The organism is Mycetocola miduiensis, assembly GCF_900115155.1.
Lineage (GTDB): Bacteria > Actinomycetota > Actinomycetes > Actinomycetales > Microbacteriaceae > Mycetocola_A > Mycetocola_A miduiensis.
This window is the reverse complement of record NZ_FOVM01000008.1, coordinates 106,504-124,719: the sequence shown is the minus strand read 5'-3', so window position 1 is coordinate 124,719 and position 18,216 is coordinate 106,504. Positions and strand designations below refer to the sequence as shown.

The 18,216-nt window shown below is 65.5% G+C and carries 20 protein-coding genes; 7 read left to right on the top strand and 13 right to left on the bottom strand.

All coding sequences use genetic code 11. From position 1 onward, the window contains the following. Positions 1-3 precede the first annotated feature (3 nt). The 4 genes from BM197_RS13455 to BM197_RS13440 are packed head-to-tail and all read left to right on the top strand — an operon-like array spanning position 4 to position 4,041. Entirely contained in the window at positions 4-1,311 is a 1,308-nt protein-coding gene (locus tag BM197_RS13455; protein WP_425435728.1) for a branched-chain amino acid ABC transporter permease, read from the top strand. A gap of 9 nt (positions 1,312-1,320) precedes the next feature. Further along, entirely contained in the window at positions 1,321-2,304 is a 984-nt protein-coding gene (locus BM197_RS13450; RefSeq protein ID WP_090712404.1) for a branched-chain amino acid ABC transporter permease, read from the top strand. After that, on the top strand, positions 2,291-3,295 hold the full coding sequence (locus tag BM197_RS13445) for an ABC transporter ATP-binding protein (RefSeq protein ID WP_090712403.1): 1,005 nt from the start codon (positions 2,291-2,293) through the stop codon (positions 3,293-3,295). Before BM197_RS13450 ends, BM197_RS13445 begins: the two co-directional genes overlap by 14 nt. Then, complete coding sequence (locus tag BM197_RS13440; RefSeq protein WP_090712401.1) at positions 3,292-4,041, top strand: ABC transporter ATP-binding protein; 750 nt, start codon at positions 3,292-3,294, stop codon at positions 4,039-4,041. Before BM197_RS13445 ends, BM197_RS13440 begins: the two co-directional genes overlap by 4 nt. Before the next feature lie 134 nt (positions 4,042-4,175). Here the strand turns inward: BM197_RS13440 and BM197_RS13435 are convergent, their stop codons facing one another. From BM197_RS13435 to groES, 3 genes are all read right to left on the bottom strand, one after another. After that, positions 4,176-5,453: an ABC transporter substrate-binding protein gene (locus BM197_RS13435; RefSeq protein WP_090712399.1), complete on the bottom strand. Its 1,278-nt coding sequence runs from the start codon at positions 5,451-5,453 to the stop codon at positions 4,176-4,178. Between the two features lie 148 nt (positions 5,454-5,601). After that, positions 5,602-6,600, bottom strand: coding sequence for an EamA family transporter RarD (gene rarD / locus BM197_RS13430; protein ID WP_090712396.1), 999 nt, complete (start codon positions 6,598-6,600; stop codon positions 5,602-5,604). A 97-nt stretch (positions 6,601-6,697) separates the two neighbouring features. Next, the gene (groES, locus tag BM197_RS13425) at positions 6,698-6,994 is read right to left on the bottom strand and encodes a co-chaperone GroES (RefSeq protein WP_090712393.1); all 297 of its coding nucleotides are present in this window, start codon (positions 6,992-6,994) and stop codon (positions 6,698-6,700) included. A gap of 145 nt (positions 6,995-7,139) precedes the next feature. Between groES and BM197_RS13420 the strand changes: the two genes are divergently transcribed. Continuing rightward, complete coding sequence (locus BM197_RS13420; protein WP_090712391.1) at positions 7,140-8,324, top strand: class I SAM-dependent methyltransferase; 1,185 nt, start codon at positions 7,140-7,142, stop codon at positions 8,322-8,324. A gap of 115 nt (positions 8,325-8,439) precedes the next feature. Then, positions 8,440-8,913, top strand: coding sequence for an SRPBCC family protein (locus tag BM197_RS13415; protein ID WP_090712389.1), 474 nt, complete (start codon positions 8,440-8,442; stop codon positions 8,911-8,913). A 14-nt stretch (positions 8,914-8,927) separates the two neighbouring features. Here BM197_RS13415 and BM197_RS13410 read toward each other — a convergent pair whose 3' ends face one another. The 10 genes from BM197_RS13410 to glmS form a co-directional block, all read right to left on the bottom strand. Then, complete coding sequence (locus BM197_RS13410) at positions 8,928-9,743, bottom strand: nitroreductase family protein (protein WP_090712388.1); 816 nt, start codon at positions 9,741-9,743, stop codon at positions 8,928-8,930. 5 nt (positions 9,744-9,748) lie between these two features. Further along, complete coding sequence (locus BM197_RS13405; protein WP_218151871.1) at positions 9,749-10,072, bottom strand: hypothetical protein; 324 nt, start codon at positions 10,070-10,072, stop codon at positions 9,749-9,751. A 17-nt stretch (positions 10,073-10,089) separates the two neighbouring features. Next, positions 10,090-10,830 carry a DUF4190 domain-containing protein gene (locus BM197_RS13400; RefSeq protein WP_143095080.1) on the bottom strand — a complete coding sequence of 247 codons (741 nt, stop codon included), beginning with the start codon at positions 10,828-10,830 and terminating at the stop codon, positions 10,090-10,092. 280 nt (positions 10,831-11,110) lie between these two features. Next, on the bottom strand, positions 11,111-12,184 hold the full coding sequence (tsaD, locus tag BM197_RS13395; RefSeq protein ID WP_090712384.1) for a tRNA (adenosine(37)-N6)-threonylcarbamoyltransferase complex transferase subunit TsaD: 1,074 nt from the start codon (positions 12,182-12,184) through the stop codon (positions 11,111-11,113). Continuing rightward, on the bottom strand, positions 12,181-12,669 hold the full coding sequence (rimI, locus tag BM197_RS13390) for a ribosomal protein S18-alanine N-acetyltransferase (RefSeq protein WP_090712382.1): 489 nt from the start codon (positions 12,667-12,669) through the stop codon (positions 12,181-12,183). The genes tsaD and rimI overlap by 4 nt, the downstream gene beginning before the upstream one ends. Next, positions 12,666-13,283, bottom strand: coding sequence for a tRNA (adenosine(37)-N6)-threonylcarbamoyltransferase complex dimerization subunit type 1 TsaB (gene tsaB / locus BM197_RS13385; RefSeq protein ID WP_090712380.1), 618 nt, complete (start codon positions 13,281-13,283; stop codon positions 12,666-12,668). The genes rimI and tsaB overlap by 4 nt, the downstream gene beginning before the upstream one ends. A 29-nt stretch (positions 13,284-13,312) precedes the next feature. Continuing rightward, entirely contained in the window at positions 13,313-13,792 is a 480-nt protein-coding gene (gene tsaE / locus BM197_RS13380) for a tRNA (adenosine(37)-N6)-threonylcarbamoyltransferase complex ATPase subunit type 1 TsaE (RefSeq protein WP_090712378.1), read from the bottom strand. Next, positions 13,789-14,895 carry an alanine racemase gene (gene alr / locus BM197_RS13375; protein WP_090712376.1) on the bottom strand — a complete coding sequence of 369 codons (1,107 nt, stop codon included), beginning with the start codon at positions 14,893-14,895 and terminating at the stop codon, positions 13,789-13,791. The genes tsaE and alr overlap by 4 nt, the downstream gene beginning before the upstream one ends. Next, entirely contained in the window at positions 14,892-15,278 is a 387-nt protein-coding gene (locus BM197_RS13370; protein ID WP_090712374.1) for a holo-ACP synthase, read from the bottom strand. Before BM197_RS13370 ends, alr begins: the two co-directional genes overlap by 4 nt. Positions 15,279-15,345: 67 nt before the next feature. After that, positions 15,346-17,196 (bottom strand): glutamine--fructose-6-phosphate transaminase (isomerizing), encoded by a 1,851-nt coding sequence (glmS, locus tag BM197_RS13365; RefSeq protein WP_090712373.1) that lies wholly within the window; start codon positions 17,194-17,196, stop codon positions 15,346-15,348. A 34-nt stretch (positions 17,197-17,230) separates the two neighbouring features. On the opposite strand from glmS, the gene coaA reads away from it, so the two are divergent. After that, complete coding sequence (gene coaA / locus BM197_RS13360; protein ID WP_090712371.1) at positions 17,231-18,187, top strand: type I pantothenate kinase; 957 nt, start codon at positions 17,231-17,233, stop codon at positions 18,185-18,187. Positions 18,188-18,216 lie beyond the last annotated feature (29 nt).

Below are 18,216 nucleotides of genomic sequence, written 5' to 3'. Positions count from 1 at the left end.
GCAGTGAGTTCCCCTCATTCAGTCCCTGCCCCGCGCCGAGCGCGCACGATCCTGCTGTTCTTCGCACTTCTGTTCGGCGCGTTGATACTGCAGTCGGCGTCAGCGGCACCCGCTCAGGCTGATGAGGTCGGCACCGAATACGACTTCTATTTCGCCGGCAACGTCAAATACGACAGCGAACCGCTCGAGGACGTCAATATCACCGTGGAAGGCAACGGCTACAAGGCCGACGTCGACACGGATGCCGAAGGAAAGTGGAAGATCGGCGTCCCTGAGAAGGGCACGTACACGGTCACTCTCGACGAGGAGACCCTCCCGGAGGGCGTCATCGTCGCGGAGGGGTCCGCATCGGTCGAATCAGAGATCGCGCTGACCAACTCGAAGATCGTCAACTACTTCCTCGGTGAAGGCGTGCGTGAGACGACGAGCTTCTTCGACCAGTTCGTCGAACGCACGGTCAACGGCCTGAACTTCGGCCTTCTCCTCGCCCTCGCAGCCGTCGGTGCCTCCCTCGTCTTCGGGACGACGGGGCTGTCGAACTTCGCGCACGGTGAAATGGTGACCTTCGGCGCGGTGATGGCGCTCATGTTCACCAACCTCCAACTCCCGCTCTGGGCGGCGTTGCCTGCCGCGGTGGTGATGAGCGGCGTGTTCGGCTACGTGCTTGACACGGGACTGTGGAGACCGTTGCGCCGCAAGGGGATCGGCATCGTGCAGGTGATGATCGTTTCCATCGGCCTCTCCTTGCTCATCCGCTATGTGTACCTGTACTTCATCGGTGGAGGCACGTACCAGCTGCCTGGGGCCGGCGAGGCAGGAATCAATCTGTTCGGCTCGGTCACCCTCTCGATCACCGACATGATCAGCATGGCTACGTCCGCCGTCGTTCTCCTGGCGATGGCCTGGTGGCTCGTTCGGACCCGCACCGGCAAGGCCACACGGGCGATCTCGGACAACCCGTCGCTCGCGGCCGCCAGCGGAATCGACGTCGACCGGGTCGTGCGCATCGTCTGGATCCTCGCCGGCGCGCTCGCCGGTCTCGCCGGAATCCTCTGGGCGTACTTCCGCCCGGGCATCAAATGGGACATGGGAACCCAGATCCTGCTGCTCGTCTTCGGCGCCATCGTCCTCGGTGGGCTCGGCACGGCGTTCGGCGCCCTCCTGGGCTCGCTCATCGTCGGGCTCCTCGTTGAACTCTCCACGCTGTGGATTCCGTCGGACATCAAATATGTCGGAGCCCTCGTCGTGCTCATCGGCGTCCTCCTCGTCAAACCCCAGGGCCTCCTCGGCCGTAAAGAACGAATCGGATAGGAGGACGCCATGGACTGGGAAGCAATTCTGTCGAACACCGCCTCCTGGCTGATCAGCCCGGAAACCATCGCATACGCACTGGCGGCCCTCGGACTCGCCGTGCACTTCGGATACGGCGGACTGCTCAACTTCGGTATGGCCGGCTTTATGGCGCTCGGCGCCTACGGCTACGCCATCTCGATTCTCACCTTCGGCCTGCCGTGGTGGGCCGGAATTCTCGTCGGCTGCCTGGCATCCGTCGTCTTCGCGTTCATCCTCGGCATCCCGACACTGAGGCTTCGAGCGGACTACCTCGCCATCGTCACAATCGCGGCGGCCGAAATCGTGCGCCTGTTGTTCACAACGCAGGTTTTTGACGCGGTGACCAACTCGGCCGACGGCCTCGGTAACTACCACGAGGGTTTCCGCGCCGCCAACCCGTTCCCCGAAGGGACGTACGGTTTCGGACCGTGGACCTACAACGCGAACGGCTGGTGGGTGCGGATCTTCGGCATCGGCCTGCTGATCATCGCCGCGCTCCTCGTCTGGCTGCTCATGCGGAGCCCGTGGGGACGCGTCCTCAAGGGAATCCGTGAAGACGAGGATGCCGTCCGCGCGCTCGGCAAGAACGTCTTCGCCTACAAGATGCAGGCGCTCATCATCGGTGGCATCTTCGGCGCCCTTGGCGGCGTCGTCTTTGCCCTTCCCTCGGCGGTTGTGCCGAGCGTGTACGTGACGAGCCTGACGTTCTTCATCTGGACCATCCTCCTGCTCGGCGGTGCGGCAACGGTCTTCGGGCCGATCCTCGGCGCCGTCATCTTCTGGGTGATCATGGGATTCCTGTCGAACGTCCTGCCCGCGATGGCATCCAGCGGGCTGCTGCCGTTCATGTCGACCACGCAGGCAGCGACACTTCGATTCATCTTCGTAGGACTGGCCCTGATGCTGATTGTCATCTTCAGACCCCAGGGAATCCTCGGCAACAAGAAGGAGCTGACCTTTGTCAAGCAATAGCTCTTCGCAGTCCCCCGTCAAGACGACGGGCCTGCACATCGGCGACGCTGCTCCTGGCGTCGCCAAGGTGGACCCGATCATCATCGCCGACAACGTAACCCGCACCTTCGGGGGCCTGAAAGCGGTCGACGTCGAACACGTGGAGATCCCGAGGGGCGCGATCACGGCTCTGATCGGCCCCAACGGCGCCGGAAAGACAACTCTGTTCAATTTGCTGACCGGTTTCGACAAACCGGACACAGGAACCTGGACCTTCGACGGCACGCGGCTCAACGGCATCCCCGCTTTCCGGGTGGCGCGGATGGGGCAGGTGCGAACCTTCCAGCTGACCAAGGCGCTTGGCCTGCTCACCGTGCTCGAGAACATGAAGCTCGGCGCGCAGAAACAGACAGGCGAGAACGTGTTTTCGAGCCTCCTCAAACCGCTGTGGCGCAAGCAGGAGGTGGAGATCGAGGAACGCGCGATGGAAATCCTGGCGCGGTTCAAGCTCGACACGAAGAAGGACGACTTCGCTGCGAGCCTCTCCGGCGGGCAACGGAAACTCCTCGAGATGGCACGCGCCCTCATGAGTTCCCCCAAGCTCGTCATGCTCGACGAGCCGATGGCCGGCGTGAACCCGGCTCTGACCCAGTCGCTCCTTGACCACATCCTGAACCTGAAGACAGAAGGGATGAGCGTGCTCTTCGTCGAGCACGACATGCACATGGTCCGGCACATCGCCGACTGGGTGATCGTGATGGCCGAAGGCCGGATCGTCGCAGAAGGAGACCCGGAGACGGTCATGCAGGACGCCGCGGTGATCGACGCCTACCTGGGAAGCCACCAGGACGTCGACCTCGGAGTCGTCACAGGACGCATCTCAGGCGAGAAGACGGCAGAAGTCGAAGACCTCCTCGCGGAGATCGACGCCGAGGTCGGACTGACGGATTCGTCGGCGTACATCGCAGACACCCCGACGGACGACACCGCGAAAGAGGAGGACACCAAGTGACCACAGCCACACTCGCCCCGGAAACGGTCGTCGAGGTCAAGAACCTGACTGCCGGGTACCTGCCCGGCGTCAACATCCTCAACTCGGCGAACCTGGTCGCCGCCAAGGGCGAGCTCATCGGCATCATCGGCCCGAACGGTGCAGGCAAGTCGACGCTGCTCAAGGCGATCTTCGGCCAGGTGCGCGTGCGGGGCGGCGAAATCCGGCTCAACGGAGAAGACATCACCGGCCTGAAGGCGGACAAACTCGTCGCACGTGGTGTCGGCTTCGTCCCGCAGACGAACAATGTGTTTCCGAGCCTGACGATCGAGGAGAACCTGCAGATGGGTCTCTTCCAGAATCCGAAGATCTACTCCGAGCGGCTCGAGTTCGTCACGGGGATCTTCGCCGAGCTGGGCAAGCGACTCAAGCAGCGGGCCGGATCGTTGTCGGGTGGTGAACGCCAGATGGTCGCCATGTCCCGTGCGCTCATGATGGACCCGCACGTTCTGCTCCTCGACGAGCCGAGCGCCGGTCTCTCCCCCGTCCGCCAGGATGACGCGTTCATCCGCGTTTCCGACATCAACAAGGCGGGCGTGACGACGATCATGGTCGAGCAGAACGCACGCCGCTGCCTGCAGATCTGCGACCGCGGGTACGTGCTCGACCAGGGCACGGACGCCTACACCGGAACCGGCCGCGAACTGCTCAACGACAAGAAGGTGATCGGCCTCTACCTCGGCACCCTGGGCCAGGACGACGAGTAAGCCGGCTTACGACAGAAAGCCCCGCAGACGGCGTCTGCGGGGCTTTTCGCTTGCGGGCCGGGTCTGTCTGCCCGGACGACGACAAAGAGGTGGCCGCGGGTTTCCCGCGGCCACCTCCCTGTTACCGGAGCGATCTAGTTGATGCGCTCGTAGGTGTTGTCTTCCTTGTACTGGTGGATACCGATGGTCGCCTCGGTCGGGTCGCCGTTCTCATCGAACGTGACCGGTCCGGAGTAGCCGTCGTAGTCGGCGGTTTCGCCATCGTTGATGAGAGCAGCGCAGTCCTTGAAAGTCGTGCACTTCTCACCGGCGTCTTCACCGCCTCCGGAGACACTCTGCAGCTCGGCTGCGATGTCCTTGCCTTCCGTCGATCCCGCCTGGAGCGCCGCAAGGGCGATGAGCACGACAGCGTCGTAGGACTCAGCTGCGTAGCTGTAGTCCTTCAGCTCCTCGTTGCCCTCTCCCTGCCAGAACTCCTGCAGGCGATCGGTGAAGTCACCGAGCTCGTCGGTGTCGAGACCGGGCAGGGTGCCCTTGGCGCCCGTCAGGGTCCCGGGAGCGAAGTCGGCCGAGTAGTCAGCCAGGTTTCCGTCGACGAAGTACATCTTGTCTGCCGGGTAGCCGGCGAGAGCGGGGACGATCGTCTTGGTCTCCTCGAATGCGACCAGGGCGATCGCATCCGGGTTCGCGGCCTTCAGCGAGCTGACCTGCGCGTCGAACGTCGTGTCACCGGCGTTGTACGACACTTCCTCGACGACTTCGCCTCCTGCGTTCTCGAACGCCTCCTTGGTGAACTTGGCCAGACCGGTTCCGTAGGAGTCGTTGAGGTAGAGGATGCCGAGGGTTTCGTTGCCGTCTTCGGCGATCAGGTTGCCGAGCACCTCACCCTGGAGGACGTCGCTGGGCGCTGTTCGCCAGAACAGCCCGTTGTCGTCCCACGTGGTGAAGTCAGCGGACGTGTTCGCCGGCGAGAACTGGATGACGCCTGCGCCGGTGACCTCGTCGATGACGAGCTTCGTGACACCGCTGGATGCGGCGCCGATGATGGCTGAGACGCCTTCTCCGAGCAGGTTCGGGACAGTTGTCGCGAATGCCTTGTTATCGGGGTCGCCGGAGTCGCCGTATGTGACATCAACGGTGATGCCCAAACCTGCGTCGTTGATCTCCTTGACCGCCAGGCCAACACCGGCTTCTTCGGGCGGGCCGAGGAATGCCAGTTGTCCGGTCTGCGGCAGGAGCGTTCCCACCTTGAGGGTCAGATCCTCGCCTGTCGGCTTTTCGTTGCTGCTGCCTTCGCCTCCGCCCGAACTTGAGCATCCGGTGAGAACCAGCGCGCTGGCCCCGAGGAAGACAAGTCCACTGAGAGTGGCTTTGCGTGAGCGGGAGGCCGTAGCCCGGGTGAAAACGCCCATGTTGCTCCTTGCTGTCGTGTCCAATCGACAGCGCTCTAGCGCTGTCGTTGTGCCAACCTATTCGAGCAATCGTCAGGGAACAATACAAAGTGATTACATCCGTGTAACAGCGTGCACAATCGTTACAGTTCGTGATCTTTTTCCGCGGTCAGGGGCGAGTTCCAGCGGCTTTGTTGCGTTGAACGGCCGATCGCCGCGCCCCAGCCGCCATGTCGACGGTGAGCACGATGAGCGCAAGCCACACCAGAGCGAACCCGATCCACCGTTCGAGCGGCATCTCTTCGTGGAGCACGAGGACCCCGAAGAGGAACTGGATCACCGGGGCGAAGAACTGGATGAATCCCATCCACACGAGCGGCAGCCGTCGCGATGCTGCAGCAAAGAGGAGAAGTGGGACGGCGGTGATCACGCCGGTGCCGACGAGCAGTGCCGTGTGCACCGGGCTCACCGTGCCGATCGTCAGCCCGGTGGTGAGCCCGACGAAGACAAGCTGCAGGATCGCGACGGGGAGCAGCCAGGTGGTTTCGAGCGTGAGACCGGCGACGGCATCCACCCGCGGCCCGACCCGCTTCTTGATATAGCCGTACAGCCCGAAAGAGAAGGCGAGGATGAGAGCGATCCACGGGACACCGCCGGCGCCGACAGCGAGGACGAGGACGGCGAGGATGCTGATCCCGACCGAGATCCACTGGATAAGACGCAGCCGCTCGCGAAGGAAGAAGACGCCCAGGAAGACGGTGACGATGGGGTTGATGAAATACCCGAGCGACGCCTCGACCACCTGCCCGTTGAGAACCCCGAAGACGTAGGTCTGCCAGTTGACGAAGATGAGGGCGCCGGCGAGCGCCATGGTGAAGCTGATCTTGGGTGTCACGAGCAGCCGGAAGAAGGGCTTCCAGGCTCGGGTCACCGTGAGCAGCAGCGCACAGAAGAGGAGGGAGAAGATCACCCGCACGGCGACGAGCTCGAACGGGCCGGTCGGGGCAACCAGGAGGAAGTAGAGCGGTAGCATACCCCAGAGCACGTAGGCAGTAACCGCGTATGCGAGGCCTGAACGGTTCAGCCGCTCCGGGACGGCGCCGGTCCGGACGGTGACAGTACCGCCGGTCACGACGTCGATGTCTGCAGGATCGGACGCGGGGGGCATCCCCCGATGCTACCGCTGGCTGGACTCCTCTTCGCCGCTTAACGGACGAATCCCGGACGGCTTTCGCCATCCGGGATCCGACTGAGTGCGGTGCGTGCTAGCGAACCACCACGGCGAGAACGTCGCGAGCCGAGAGAACCAGGTAGTCCTGGCCGTCGAACTTCACTTCGGTTCCGCCGTACTTGGAGTAGATGACCTTGTCGCCGACGGCGACGTCGAGCGGGACGCGGTTGCCGTTGTCGTCGACGCGGCCGGGGCCTACAGCTTCGACGATGCCCTCCTGGGGCTTCTCCTTGGCGGTGTCAGGGATGACGAGACCGGAAGCAGTTGTCTGCTCGGCATCGACCTGCTTGATGACGATGCGATCCTCGAGCGGCTTGATGGAGACCGACACGGTTGACCTCTTTCTGAACTAAGACTGTGAGTTAGCACCCTCACATCGAGAGTGCTAACGCCAGTCTAGGGATCCGTTGGCACTCTCGCAACGTGAGTGCCAACCCACGCGGGAATCGCCCCCAGACGCTTGGTAGGTTTGCGGGATGGAAAGAGCCGAACTGGTCGAATTGCTCACCCCGGAGGGTTTGACCCTGCTCGATGAGGTGGCAGGAGCGGACACTGGCGACGTCGTCGCCACCGTGTCGCGGCTGCGAGCGGCCGGCCATTCCCCCTCCCTCGTCGCATCGGTGCTGACCCAGGCCAAACTGCGCGCGAAGGCCCAGGGCAAGTTCGGGGCTTTCGCTGCACGGATGCTCTTCACCGAAGCGGGGCTCGAGCAGGCCACCCGCCTCAGGGTGGCCGCGCTTCACGCCGGGCGGTTCGATTCCGCCGGTTTGACGCGAGTCGCCGACCTCGGTTGCGGGATCGGCGGGGACGCCATGGCACTCGCTGCCCTCGATCTGGAGGTGACCGCCGTCGACGTCGACGAGGTGACGGCGACCGTCGCCAGTTACAACCTCGCCCCGTTCGAATCGGCACAAGTGGAGCACGCATCCGCTGAGGACATCGACCTGGATCGGTTCGACGCGCTGTACTTCGACCCGGCGAGGCGCACCGCCGGTCATTCGAACACCGCCCGCCTCACCCAGCCCTCCGACTACACGCCGTCCCTCGATTTTGTCTTCGCTGCTGCAGCGGCCCGGCCGACGGGGGTGAAGCTCGGGCCAGGGTTTGACCGGTCACTGATCCCCGACGACGCCGAAGCCCAGTGGGTGAGCGTCGACGGGCACGTGGTGGAATTGGGCCTGTGGTTCGGCGCTGTCGCACGCGACGGCATCCACCGCTCTGCCCTCGTCCTCGACAGCAATGGCAGCCACGAGCTGCACGCGGGGGCCGACAGCGACGACGTCGACGTCGCGCCGCTCGGGGAGTATCTCTGGGAGCCGGACGGAGCCGTCATCCGCGCCCGCCTCATCGGCGACGTCGCCCGGACGCTCGGCGCAGGCATGCTGAGCGACGGAATCGCTTACCTGACCGGCGATGAGGCACGGACGACCCCGTTCGCGACGGGGTTCAGGATTCTCGAGCGTTTTCCGCTCGACGAGCGCACCCTCAAACGGGCACTGCGAGCGCGCGGCATCGGCACGCTCGAGGTCAAGAAGCGCGGGGCAGACATCGACCCTGCCGCGTTCCGGACCCGCATGAACCTGAAAGGCCCGAACAGCGCGACCCTCGTACTCACGCGCGTTGCCGGGAGGCACGCCGCGCTTCTCTGCGAGCGTCTCTGACCGGCATCCGTCTCGCGTGGCATGGTCGGGTGGCCGGTCGCAACCCCTCGACAGCGCGAAGCCCGTCGTGATGTCCTGAGGGAATCCAGCAAACCGAGAAGAGAGAAGGATGCCCATGGCAACTGTCAAATCGGATATCGACGTCACCGTTCCCATCACCACCGCGTACAACCAGTGGACCCAGTTCGAATCGTTCCCCCAGTTCCTCAGCGGAGTGGACGAGGTCGTTCAGAAGACGGACACCCTGACGCACTGGAAGGTGTCGATCGCCGGGGTCACCCGTGAGTTCGATGCTGAGATCACCGAGCAGCACCCGGATGAGCGGATCGCCTGGAAGAGCACCGGTGGCGAAGACCACGCCGGAGTCGTCACGTTCTACCGCCTCAACGACGATGAGACACGCATTTCGGTGCAGCTCGACTGGACCCCGCAGGGCATCGTCGAGAAGGCCGGTGCGCTCCTGCAGGTCGATGACATCCAGATCGGCCGCGACCTGAAGAAGTTCAAGGAACTCATCGAGTCGAACGGTTTTGAGACCGGCGCCTGGCGCGGCTCAGTCGAGCGGGAGCAGGACGCAACCGGACGCTAGGACTTCGCGACGCCTCAGGCCGGGTCGCCCGCTTCGGCGGGAACATCCCACCCGGCCTGGGGCGTTTCGCATGTGCCGCGGAAGACGTACTGCGACGGCAGCTTGCGCTCGTGGCTCGACCAGTCGATGGCGGGGCGGCGCTGCTCGTGCGGCAGGTAGCCGAGGCGGTAGACGGCCATGAGCTCCAGGTCGTCAGGCACCCGCAGAAGCGATTCGATCTTGGCCCAATTGCCTGGGACCTCCATCGGGAACGACACGAACTGGATGCCCATGCCCAGTTCAACGGTTGCGAGCCACACGTTCTCCATCGCGGCGCCCATGCTGAATACCGAGTAGAACGATGACAGTTCGCCCGGCCGGTACTCGGACCTGTCGAGCATCACCCCGAGGAGCATCGGCGAACCGGCGACGAGTTTGCGGTTCTCCTCACCGAGCTTCTGCGGCACCCGCATGGTGTTCATCAGCTTCTGCCCGCGCGCGGTGAAGACCTGGCCGGTGAACGGACGGAGCGCGGCCGGGAGCCGGTCGAACAGCATCCCGTCCCTCCTCGTCGCCATCTCTTCGGCGCTGAACCGGAAGTAGGGCTTGTAGCGTTCGAAGAACGTGCCGTTCGACATCGCCTCGGTCATGCTCTCACCGCTGATCGTCGCGATCTGCTCGATCGTCGCGCGGTCTTCGACAATCACGAACCGCCATGGCTGGCTGTTGAGCTGCGACGGCGCCCGGCCGGCGAGTTCCATGAGCAGTCGCTGATGCTCTTCGCTGACCGGGTCGGGCAGGAACGGTCCGTTGGTCGTCTTGCGCCGGCGAACGACGTCGAGGAATTCCATGCGTATTACCTCCAGGCTTTGACGAGACTCGCCACGAAGAACGGTGCTGCGGCGAGCGCCGTGACGATGTGCCGGCGTGAGTGCGAACTGATGGCAGGAATGAGGGCGAGGGGCACAGCGGCGGGAAGCAACAACAGCCCGGCGCGGTTCCGGCTCCAGAACAGCGAACTCGTGGCGACTGCCGCGAGGCTGGCCGTCGAGATGTACAGCGCGTGGTGCACCCAGTGCGCACGACCGGTGTTCAGGGTGCCTGTGGCGACCGCGGTGCCAAGGGCACAGTTGGCCAGGTAGCTGGTCGTGGCTGCGGTGAAGAGAATGGCGGGGTTCACGGGACGGGGTCCTTTCGCTATGACGCCGTCAGCGCGAGCCAGGTGAGGATGCTGTAGGTGAGCCAGCCCAGCGAGAGCAGCACTCCGACGGCGCCCGTGACGATCGTGCTCAGGGCAACGCCGCGGGCGCGCGGTTCCCTCGGCCGGGCGAGGAAGCCGAGCACGATGGCGGCGATCGAGAAGGGCAGCGTCCAGCCGAAGAAGATGCCGCCGATCACCCCGACGACGCCGAGGGCGAGGCCGGTGTTGGCGAGCTTCGTGGAGGGCTTCGCTGGCCTCGGCGGCGTTACCGGAGCCGGGTACTGCTGGGCCTGCGGGTTCGTCGGGTAACCGGGCGTTCGGTAACCGGAAGCTTCGTTGGCGGGCTGGCCATGCCGCTGCGCCGATGGTGCTTGCGGGTACGAACCGTACCCTGCCGCCGCTCCGGCCGGTGCGGCGAAGCTCGGGGAACTGGGCGGGGCGAACCCGAGCGACTGCTCAGCCGAGGTCGATGGACTCGCGTGCCGACCGGCGGTCGGCTGCCCGAATGGGTTCGGTGGCGGTGTGGATGCTCCGCCGTATGCGGGCGATGAGGATGGGGCGTACGGAGGAGTCGCGGCTGGCGCCCGGGCAGCGTCCAGGTCGGGCTCTGGCCTGCCTCGGTCTTGTCCGTCCGCCTCTGGCACAGCCTCGGCCGCTGGTGGCTCGACGGACGGCGTGGGCTGGGGAGGAAGCGGCGGTCGCGCCGGGGCGTGCTCGGGAGACTGGGGGTCTGACAAAGTTCTCTCCTGTCACCAAGCACGAGGTCGACCGGGGCGCGTGAGGCGAACAACCGGCATCCAGAATGACACCCTATCGCGAGGCATCCCGCGACCCACGCGTTGCAGCCCGGCACACCATCGCTCGGTTACATTTCGCTGTTCTTTCGCCGCTCGGTCACAGGCGACTGGACCTCGACGAAATCTTCGACCAATAGCGACGACGCGACGCACCCTCCAGCCATCAACGGCGACGCAGCCGCGCCGGCTCAGCGGACCTGGATCTCAGCGGACCTGGATCTCAGCGGACCTGGATCTCAGTGACCGGGAGTGTCGAGTCAGCCGAGAAGTCCAGCGTCGACGGCGCGTGTCCGGCCATGATCAGCTGTGCGCCGAGCTCGGCGATCATCGCGCCGTTGTCCGTGCACAGCGACAGCGGCGGGATCCGAAGCGCAACCCCGGCCGCTGCGGCCCTCTCCGTTGCGAGAGACCGAACCCGCGCATTCGCGACGACGCCACCGCCGAGGAGCAGCCGCGGCACGTTGTAGTCGACACAGGCAGCGATCGCCTTGGTGAGGAGCACGTCCGCGACCGCTTCGCGGAAGCTCGCCGCGACATCCGCGACGGGCACCTCGTTTCCGAGGTCCTCTTGCTTCTCCACCCAACGGGCGACGGATGTCTTGAGCCCGGAGAACGAGAAATCGTAGCGGTGCTTCGCCATGTCCTTGGGAAGGGTCAGCCCGCGAGGAAAGCGGATGGCTTTTGGGTCACCGAGAGCGGCGAGCCGGTCGATCTCAGGTCCGCCCGGGTATGCGAGCCCCAGGAGCCGGGCGACCTTATCGAACGCCTCCCCCGCGGCGTCGTCGATCGTCTCACCGAGGAGCTCGACGTCGCCGACGAGGTCACGGACGAGGAGCAGGGAGGTGTGTCCGCCTGACACCAGCAGCGCGATAGTGGGGTATTCGAACGGGGTGCCTGACTCGTCGAGGATGTCAGCGCCGACATGTCCGACGAGGTGGTTCACCGCGTAGATCGGCTTGTCGAGGGCCACGGCGAGCGCCTTCGCGGCGCCAACACCGACCATCAGCGCGCCGGAGAGGCCCGGACCGGATGTCACGGCGATCGCGTCGAGGTCGTCGAGCGTGATTCCTGCCTCGGCCACCGCCGAGGTCAGCGCCGGGACGAGCGCTTCGAGGTGCGCGCGCGCGGCGACCTCCGGAACCACGCCACCGTAACGGGCGTGCTCCTCCATCGACGAGGCGATGGTGTTGCTCAGCAGGGTGCGGCCACGCACAATGCCGATTCCTGTTTCGTCGCAGGAGGTTTCGATACCGAGGACGAGCGGAGCGTCCCGGTTCAGGGTCCCTGCGCTCACGAGGCACCGACCGCTGTGCTCTGGCGGGGAAGTTCGAGTTTCATCACAAGTGCATCCACATCATCCGGCTGGTAGTACCCCGGGCGCACGCCGATGCCCACGAACCCCAGCGACTCGTAGAGGGCCTGGGCCCCCGCGTTGTCGGCGCGGACCTCGAGGAACACGTCGCGGACCCCCGCGGACCTGGCAGCTTTGAGCAGGGCGTGCATGAGTGCTCGGCCCAGTCCCATCCGGCGTACGTCCGGGGCGACGGCGATGGTCTGCACGTCAGCCTCGGTCGCCCCAGGCGGCACCATCAGGCCCGCGTACCCCTGGACGACATCAGGAGCGCCGAGCGCCGTCGCCACGACGTACACGGTGTTGCCCGATTCGAGTTCGGCACGCATCACGGACTCCGACCAGGCGTCCGTGACGAAGACGGACTGTTCGATCTGCATGATGTGGTGAAGGTCCGCGGCGGATGCCTTCCGTAGCTGCCAGGTCATGCGGTCACCCGCTTGCGTGAAGACATTGTGACGTCCGGGGACCGGAGATAGAGCGGTTCGTCGGCTGCGAAGCTCGCGCCGGCAGCCCAGGTGAGTTCGGCGAGCATGCCGAGCGACCCCGCCGAGACCGTGTCCGCGTCGATCCGGGAGCCTGTGCTCGCCGGTACATCCTCGGGGTGCGAAAGGCCGGGCCCGGCGGAACGAACCGGTAGTCCCACCGCAGTGACTCCGGAGTATGCCGACCAGTACAGTTCACGGCGGCGGGCGTCGGTGGCGATGAGGAGGTCGCCACTGTTCCCTGCCGCGTACCAGGCGAAGGCGACAGCGTCATGGCTGACGAGGGGAACGACAGGCTTGCCTGCACCGAGAGCGAACGCTCTCGCAGCGGCGATGCCGATCCGCAGCCCGGTGAAGGGTCCGGGGCCCATGCCGCACGCGACGGCGGAGAGATCTGCCGCGACGACCCCCGCCTCGCTGAGGGTGTCGCGGATCAGCGCACCGACGACCTCGGCGTGTCGCATGGTGTCGTCGACGGCGTTTTCGGCGAGGATCCCGCCGTCGCGGTCGACCACGGCGACGGAGGTCCCGGTGGAAGAATCGATGGCGAGAAGCACCCGTCCAGCCTACGCGGTCACAGCGGTGGTCAGGCGGGGTCCTGGTCGTGGCGGGTGATCCGGATGTGACGGGGTTCGTCGACGGCATCCGCTTCGTTCTCGTCGGACCCGACTGCGCCGGTGGGCCGTTCGATCTCGACGTCGACCCAGCGTGACGCGACGGCGTCCACCATGCCACGGCCCCATTCGACGAGTACGACGCTTCCGGCGAAGTCGATGTCGAGGTCATCGAGTTCGATCGGCTCGCTGAGGCGGTAGGCGTCGACGTGTACGAGCGGGGGGCCGCCGACAATACTCGGGTGGGTTCGGGCCAGAACGAAGGTCGGGCTGGTCACGGGTCCGCGCACGCCGAGCCCTTCACCGATGCCGCGGGCGAGGGTGGTCTTTCCCGCGCCAAGCGGTCCGGTGAGCACGAGCAGGTCGCCTGCGGACAGGGACCGGCCGAGCCGCACCCCGAACGCGTGCATGTCGTCGGATGTCGCCACGACGATGTTCTCAGCGTCGATCATCCGGGGTACCGCCGGGTCACACGCGCGCCGATTCGGGTCACGATGTCGTAGTTGATGGTGCCCGCCGCTGTGGCCCAGTCGGATGCGCTCGGCGCGCCCGCTGCGGGGTCGCCGAACAGGACGACGTCGTCGCCGACAGCAACGTCGGCGTCGCCGACATCGACGACGAACTGGTCCATGGCGACCCTCCCGGCGACAGAGAACCGGCGACCGCCGATCAGGACCTGGCCGGCACCGGATGCCTGGCGCGGCACGCCGTCGGCGTAGCCCAGCGGGACGAGGGCGAGCGTTGACTCGCTGGCCGTGCGGTAGGTGTAGCTGTACGAGACACCGGTTCCGAGCGGGACGCGCCTCACGGCGGCGATCCTGCCCTGCAGGGTCATGGCAGGGGTGAGGCCGAGGTCGGCCGGAGTGCGGTCATCGAACGGCGACAGGCCATACATGCCGATACCGATTCGCACGGCGTTGAAGCGGGTCTCCGGCAGGTCGATCGCCGCCGCCGTCGCGGCGAGGTGAACCAGGTCAGGACGAAGCCCCTCATTGGTGGCGACGGAGAGTCCGCGGTGAAACACGCCAAGCGCGGCTCGGTCGTCATCGGCCGACGTGTTGGACAGGTGCGAGAAGATGCCCCGCACACGGACCACCCCTGCGTTCTCCAGGTCGGCCGCCCGGCGGAACAACTCCGCCCATTCCCCCTCCACGACGCCGTTCCTGCTGAGACCGGTGTCGAGTTTCAGGTGGACGTATGCGGTTCCGCCGTCGGCGGCATCCGCGATGTCGTCGAGCTGGGCGAGAGACGACACGCCAAGGTCGACATCCGCCCGGATCGCGGCGGCGAAGTCGGCGCCGTTCGCGTGCAGCCAGCACAGGATCGGAGACCCGATACCGGCGGTCCGCAGTTCGAGGGCCTCCTCGATGTCCGCTGTGCCCAGCCAGTCGGCTCCGCCGGCCAGCGCAGCCCGGGCAACGGGAACAGCACCGTGGCCGTAACCGTCCGCCTTGACGACGGCGATGAGGTGCGGGGTGCCGGCCACCTCTCGGAGCGTCCGGATGTTCCGGGTCACCGCGTCGAGGTTGATGACGGCCTCACGAAAACCGGTCATGCGTCGTCCATCCCTGACGGCACGGCGTCATCTGCTCGTTCGGCGACCACGAAGGCGATGGCCGCGCCGGCGTCGTGGCTCATTGAAAGGTGCAGGGACGTGATCCCCCTGGCGGCCACAACGGCTGCGGTTTCGCCGGTCAGATCGAAGCGCGGGTCGCCCTGCGCGTTGTTCGTCACCGTGATCTCGAGCCAGTGCACACCGTCGGAGCTGCCCAGCGCCTTGATGAGCGCCTCCTTGGCAGCGAACCGACCGGCAAGCGACCGGAGCGGCTTGTCCAGCTCACTGGCGGCGAACAGGCGATCGCGCAGTCTCGGCGTCCTGTCGACCGCGCGTTCGAACCGCGCAAGGTCGACCAGGTCGACGCCGATTCCGACGATCACGCTGTTCTGCCGCTCTTTCTCACCAGTCTGGTTACTCGACTGTGCTTTCGTGCTTAGTTGACTGTGCTTATTCGACTGTGACGGACTTGGCCAGGTTGCGTGGCTGGTCGACGTCGAGCCCCTTTGCACTGGCGAGTTCCATTGCGAAGATCTGCATCGGGATGACGGCCAGGAGCGGCTCGAACAGGGGCGCGGCCAGCGGAATCCGGATGACCACGTCGGTGAACGGCAGTACCGAGGCGTCGCCTTCTTCAGCGATCGCGATGACCTTCGCCCCGCGGGCGCGGATCTCCTGGATGTTCGACACGACCTTGGAGTGGATCGTCGCTGAGCCCCGCGGGCTCGGGACGACGACGAACACCGGCTGCCCCGGCTCGATCAGCGCGATCGGACCGTGCTTGAGCTCACCGGCGGCGAAGCCCTCCGCGTGGATGTAGGCGAGTTCCTTGAGCTTGAGCGCACCCTCGAGCGCGATCGGGAACCCGACGTGGCGGCCGAGGAACAGCACGGCGCGGGAGTCGCTCATCCAGCGCGCAAGCTGGACGACGACATCCTGCTCACCGAGGATGGTACGGATCTTCTGCGGGATGCCGACGAGCTCGGCCGACTGCTCGGCGAGGACCTCAGGAGTCTGGGTGCCGCGCACCCGAGCGAGGTGCAGGGCGAACAGGTACAGGGCAGTGATCTGCGCGACGAAGGCCTTGGTGGATGCGACTGCGACCTCAGGCCCGGCGTGGGTGTAGACGACCGCGTCGGACTCGCGCGGAATCGTCGCCCCCTGCGTGTTGCAGATGGAGAGCGTCTTCGCGCCGGCTTCGCTCGCGTACTTGACGGCCATGAGCGTGTCCATGGTCTCGCCGGACTGGCTGATCGACACGACGAGCGTCTGCGGGGTGATGACCGGCTCGCGGTACCGGAACTCGTGGCTGAGTTCGACATCGACCGGGATGCCCGCCCACTTCTCGAGCGCGTACTTGCCGACCTGGCCTGCATACGCAGCGGTACCGCAGGCGATGACGACGATGCGGTTGATGTCGGTGAACAAATCGTCGAGCCCGTTCAGCTCGGGGATGACGACCTGGCCGCTCTCATCGATGCGGCCCCGCAGGGTGTTGGCGACGGCATCCGGCTCTTCGTCGATCTCCTTGGCCATGAAGCTGGACCAGCCGCCCTTTTCTGCGGCGGACGCGTCCCACTGGATCTCGAACGGCTCGACCTCGACGGAGGCTCCGAAGAAGTCGGTGACCTCGACTTTGTCCGGGGTGATCGAGACGATCTGGTCCTGGCCGATGGCGAGGGCGCTCTGGGTGTATTCGACGAAAGCGGCGACATCCGAGGCGAGGAAGTTCTCGCCGTCGCCGAGTCCGATGACGAGGGGCGAGTTGCGGCGGGCGCCGACGACGAGGCCCGGCTGTTCCTCGTGCACGGCGAGGAGCGTGAATGCACCCTCGAGCTGGGCGACGACGTTCTGGAACGCCTCGCGCAGGTCCTTGGTCTTGGTGTACTCCCGGCCGAGCAGCACGGCGGCGACTTCGGAGTCGGTTTCACTGATGAAGCTGTACCCGTCGGCGAGCAGTTCCTTCTTGAGCGGCGCGAAGTTTTCGATGATGCCGTTGTGGATGAGGGCCAGTTTGCCGTCGTCGCCGAGGTGCGGGTGGGCGTTCTGGTCGGTGGGGGCACCGTGGGTAGCCCAGCGGGTGTGCCCGATGCCGGTGTGGCTCACTTCCATGGCGCTGTTCTTCACGTCACCGGCGAGGACGGCCAGCTTTCCGGCCCGCTTGCGGGTACGAATCGATCCGTTCTCATCGATGACAGCTACACCGGCTGAGTCGTACCCTCGATACTCGAGGCGGCCCAAGCCGCTGAGAAGGACATTGATGCTGTCGTTGTTGCCAACGTAACCGACGATTCCACACATGGGCACAACGATACCGGCAATAGACTGGGAACCTATGTCGGACCCCTCCCACGGCTCAGCGTCCCACGCCCAGTCGACGCCCTTCGTCGAAATCGACCGTTCGGACTGGTCGAGACTCTCCCCCACCACCGAGTCTCCCCTCACCGATGCGGAGATCTTCCAGCTGAGGGGACTCGGGGACCGCCTCGACCTGAACGAGGTCGCCGAGGTGTACCTGCCGCTCAGCCGGATGTTGAGCCTGTACGTGGCCAACGCCAAACGGCTCCACGAGTCGACGAGTGCGTTTCTCGGGGAGAAAACCGAGCGGACCCCGTTCGTGATCGGCGTCGCAGGGTCGGTCGCCGTCGGCAAATCGACCGTTGCCCGGCTTCTGCGCGAGCTGATGTCGCGCTGGCCAGACACTCCCCGCGTCGAGTTGATCACCACCGACGGTTTCCTGTACCCGAACGCGGAACTGGAACGCCGGGGCATCATGGCGAGGAAGGGGTTCCCGGAGTCGTACGACCGCCGCGCCCTGCTCCGCTTCGTCAGTGCCGTCAAAAGCGGCGCCCCCGAGGTCCGGGCACCGTTCTACTCGCACCTCAAGTACGACATCGTCCCCGACGCGCAGGTCGTCGTGCGCCGCCCGGATGTTCTCATCGTCGAGGGCCTCAACGTGCTTCAGCCCGCCGGGAACGGCCACCGCCTCACGGTGAGTGACCTGTTCGACTTCAGCGTTTACGTCGACGCGCGTGTCTCGGACATCGCGTCCTGGTACGAAGAACGTTTCATGGCCCTGCAGCGGGGAGCGTTCACCAACCCGAACTCATTCTTCAACGTCTACGCCTCGCTCACCGAAGAGGAAGCGAGGGAGAAGGCCAGGTTTTACTGGCGTGAGGTCAACGAACCGAACCTGCTCGAGAACATCCGCCCCACCAGGGCGCGGGCGAAGCTTGTGCTCCGGAAGGCATCGGACCACACCGTTCGACAGGTGCTTCTCCGCAAGGTCTGACAACGAAGAAAGGCCCTACCTGTCCGCGG

Excerpts from the sequence above, each read along its gene's own strand:
- BM197_RS13450 (WP_090712404.1), top strand. The coding sequence starts at position 1,321 with ATGGACTGGGAAGCAATTCTGTCGAACACCGCCTCCTGGCTGATCAGC.
- BM197_RS13435 (WP_090712399.1), bottom strand. The coding sequence starts at position 5,453 with ATGGGCGTTTTCACCCGGGCTACGGCCTCCCGCTCACGCAAAGCCACT.
- rarD (WP_090712396.1), bottom strand. The coding sequence starts at position 6,600 with ATGCCCCCCGCGTCCGATCCTGCAGACATCGACGTCGTGACCGGCGGT.
- BM197_RS13420 (WP_090712391.1), top strand. The coding sequence starts at position 7,140 with ATGGAAAGAGCCGAACTGGTCGAATTGCTCACCCCGGAGGGTTTGACC.
- BM197_RS13415 (WP_090712389.1), top strand. The coding sequence starts at position 8,440 with ATGGCAACTGTCAAATCGGATATCGACGTCACCGTTCCCATCACCACC.
- BM197_RS13410 (WP_090712388.1), bottom strand. The coding sequence starts at position 9,743 with ATGGAATTCCTCGACGTCGTTCGCCGGCGCAAGACGACCAACGGACCG.
- rimI (WP_090712382.1), bottom strand. The coding sequence starts at position 12,669 with ATGACCTGGCAGCTACGGAAGGCATCCGCCGCGGACCTTCACCACATC.
- tsaE (WP_090712378.1), bottom strand. The coding sequence starts at position 13,792 with ATGATCGACGCTGAGAACATCGTCGTGGCGACATCCGACGACATGCAC.
- alr (WP_090712376.1), bottom strand. The coding sequence starts at position 14,895 with ATGACCGGTTTTCGTGAGGCCGTCATCAACCTCGACGCGGTGACCCGG.
- glmS (WP_090712373.1), bottom strand. The coding sequence starts at position 17,196 with ATGTGTGGAATCGTCGGTTACGTTGGCAACAACGACAGCATCAATGTC.
- coaA (WP_090712371.1), top strand. The coding sequence starts at position 17,231 with ATGTCGGACCCCTCCCACGGCTCAGCGTCCCACGCCCAGTCGACGCCC.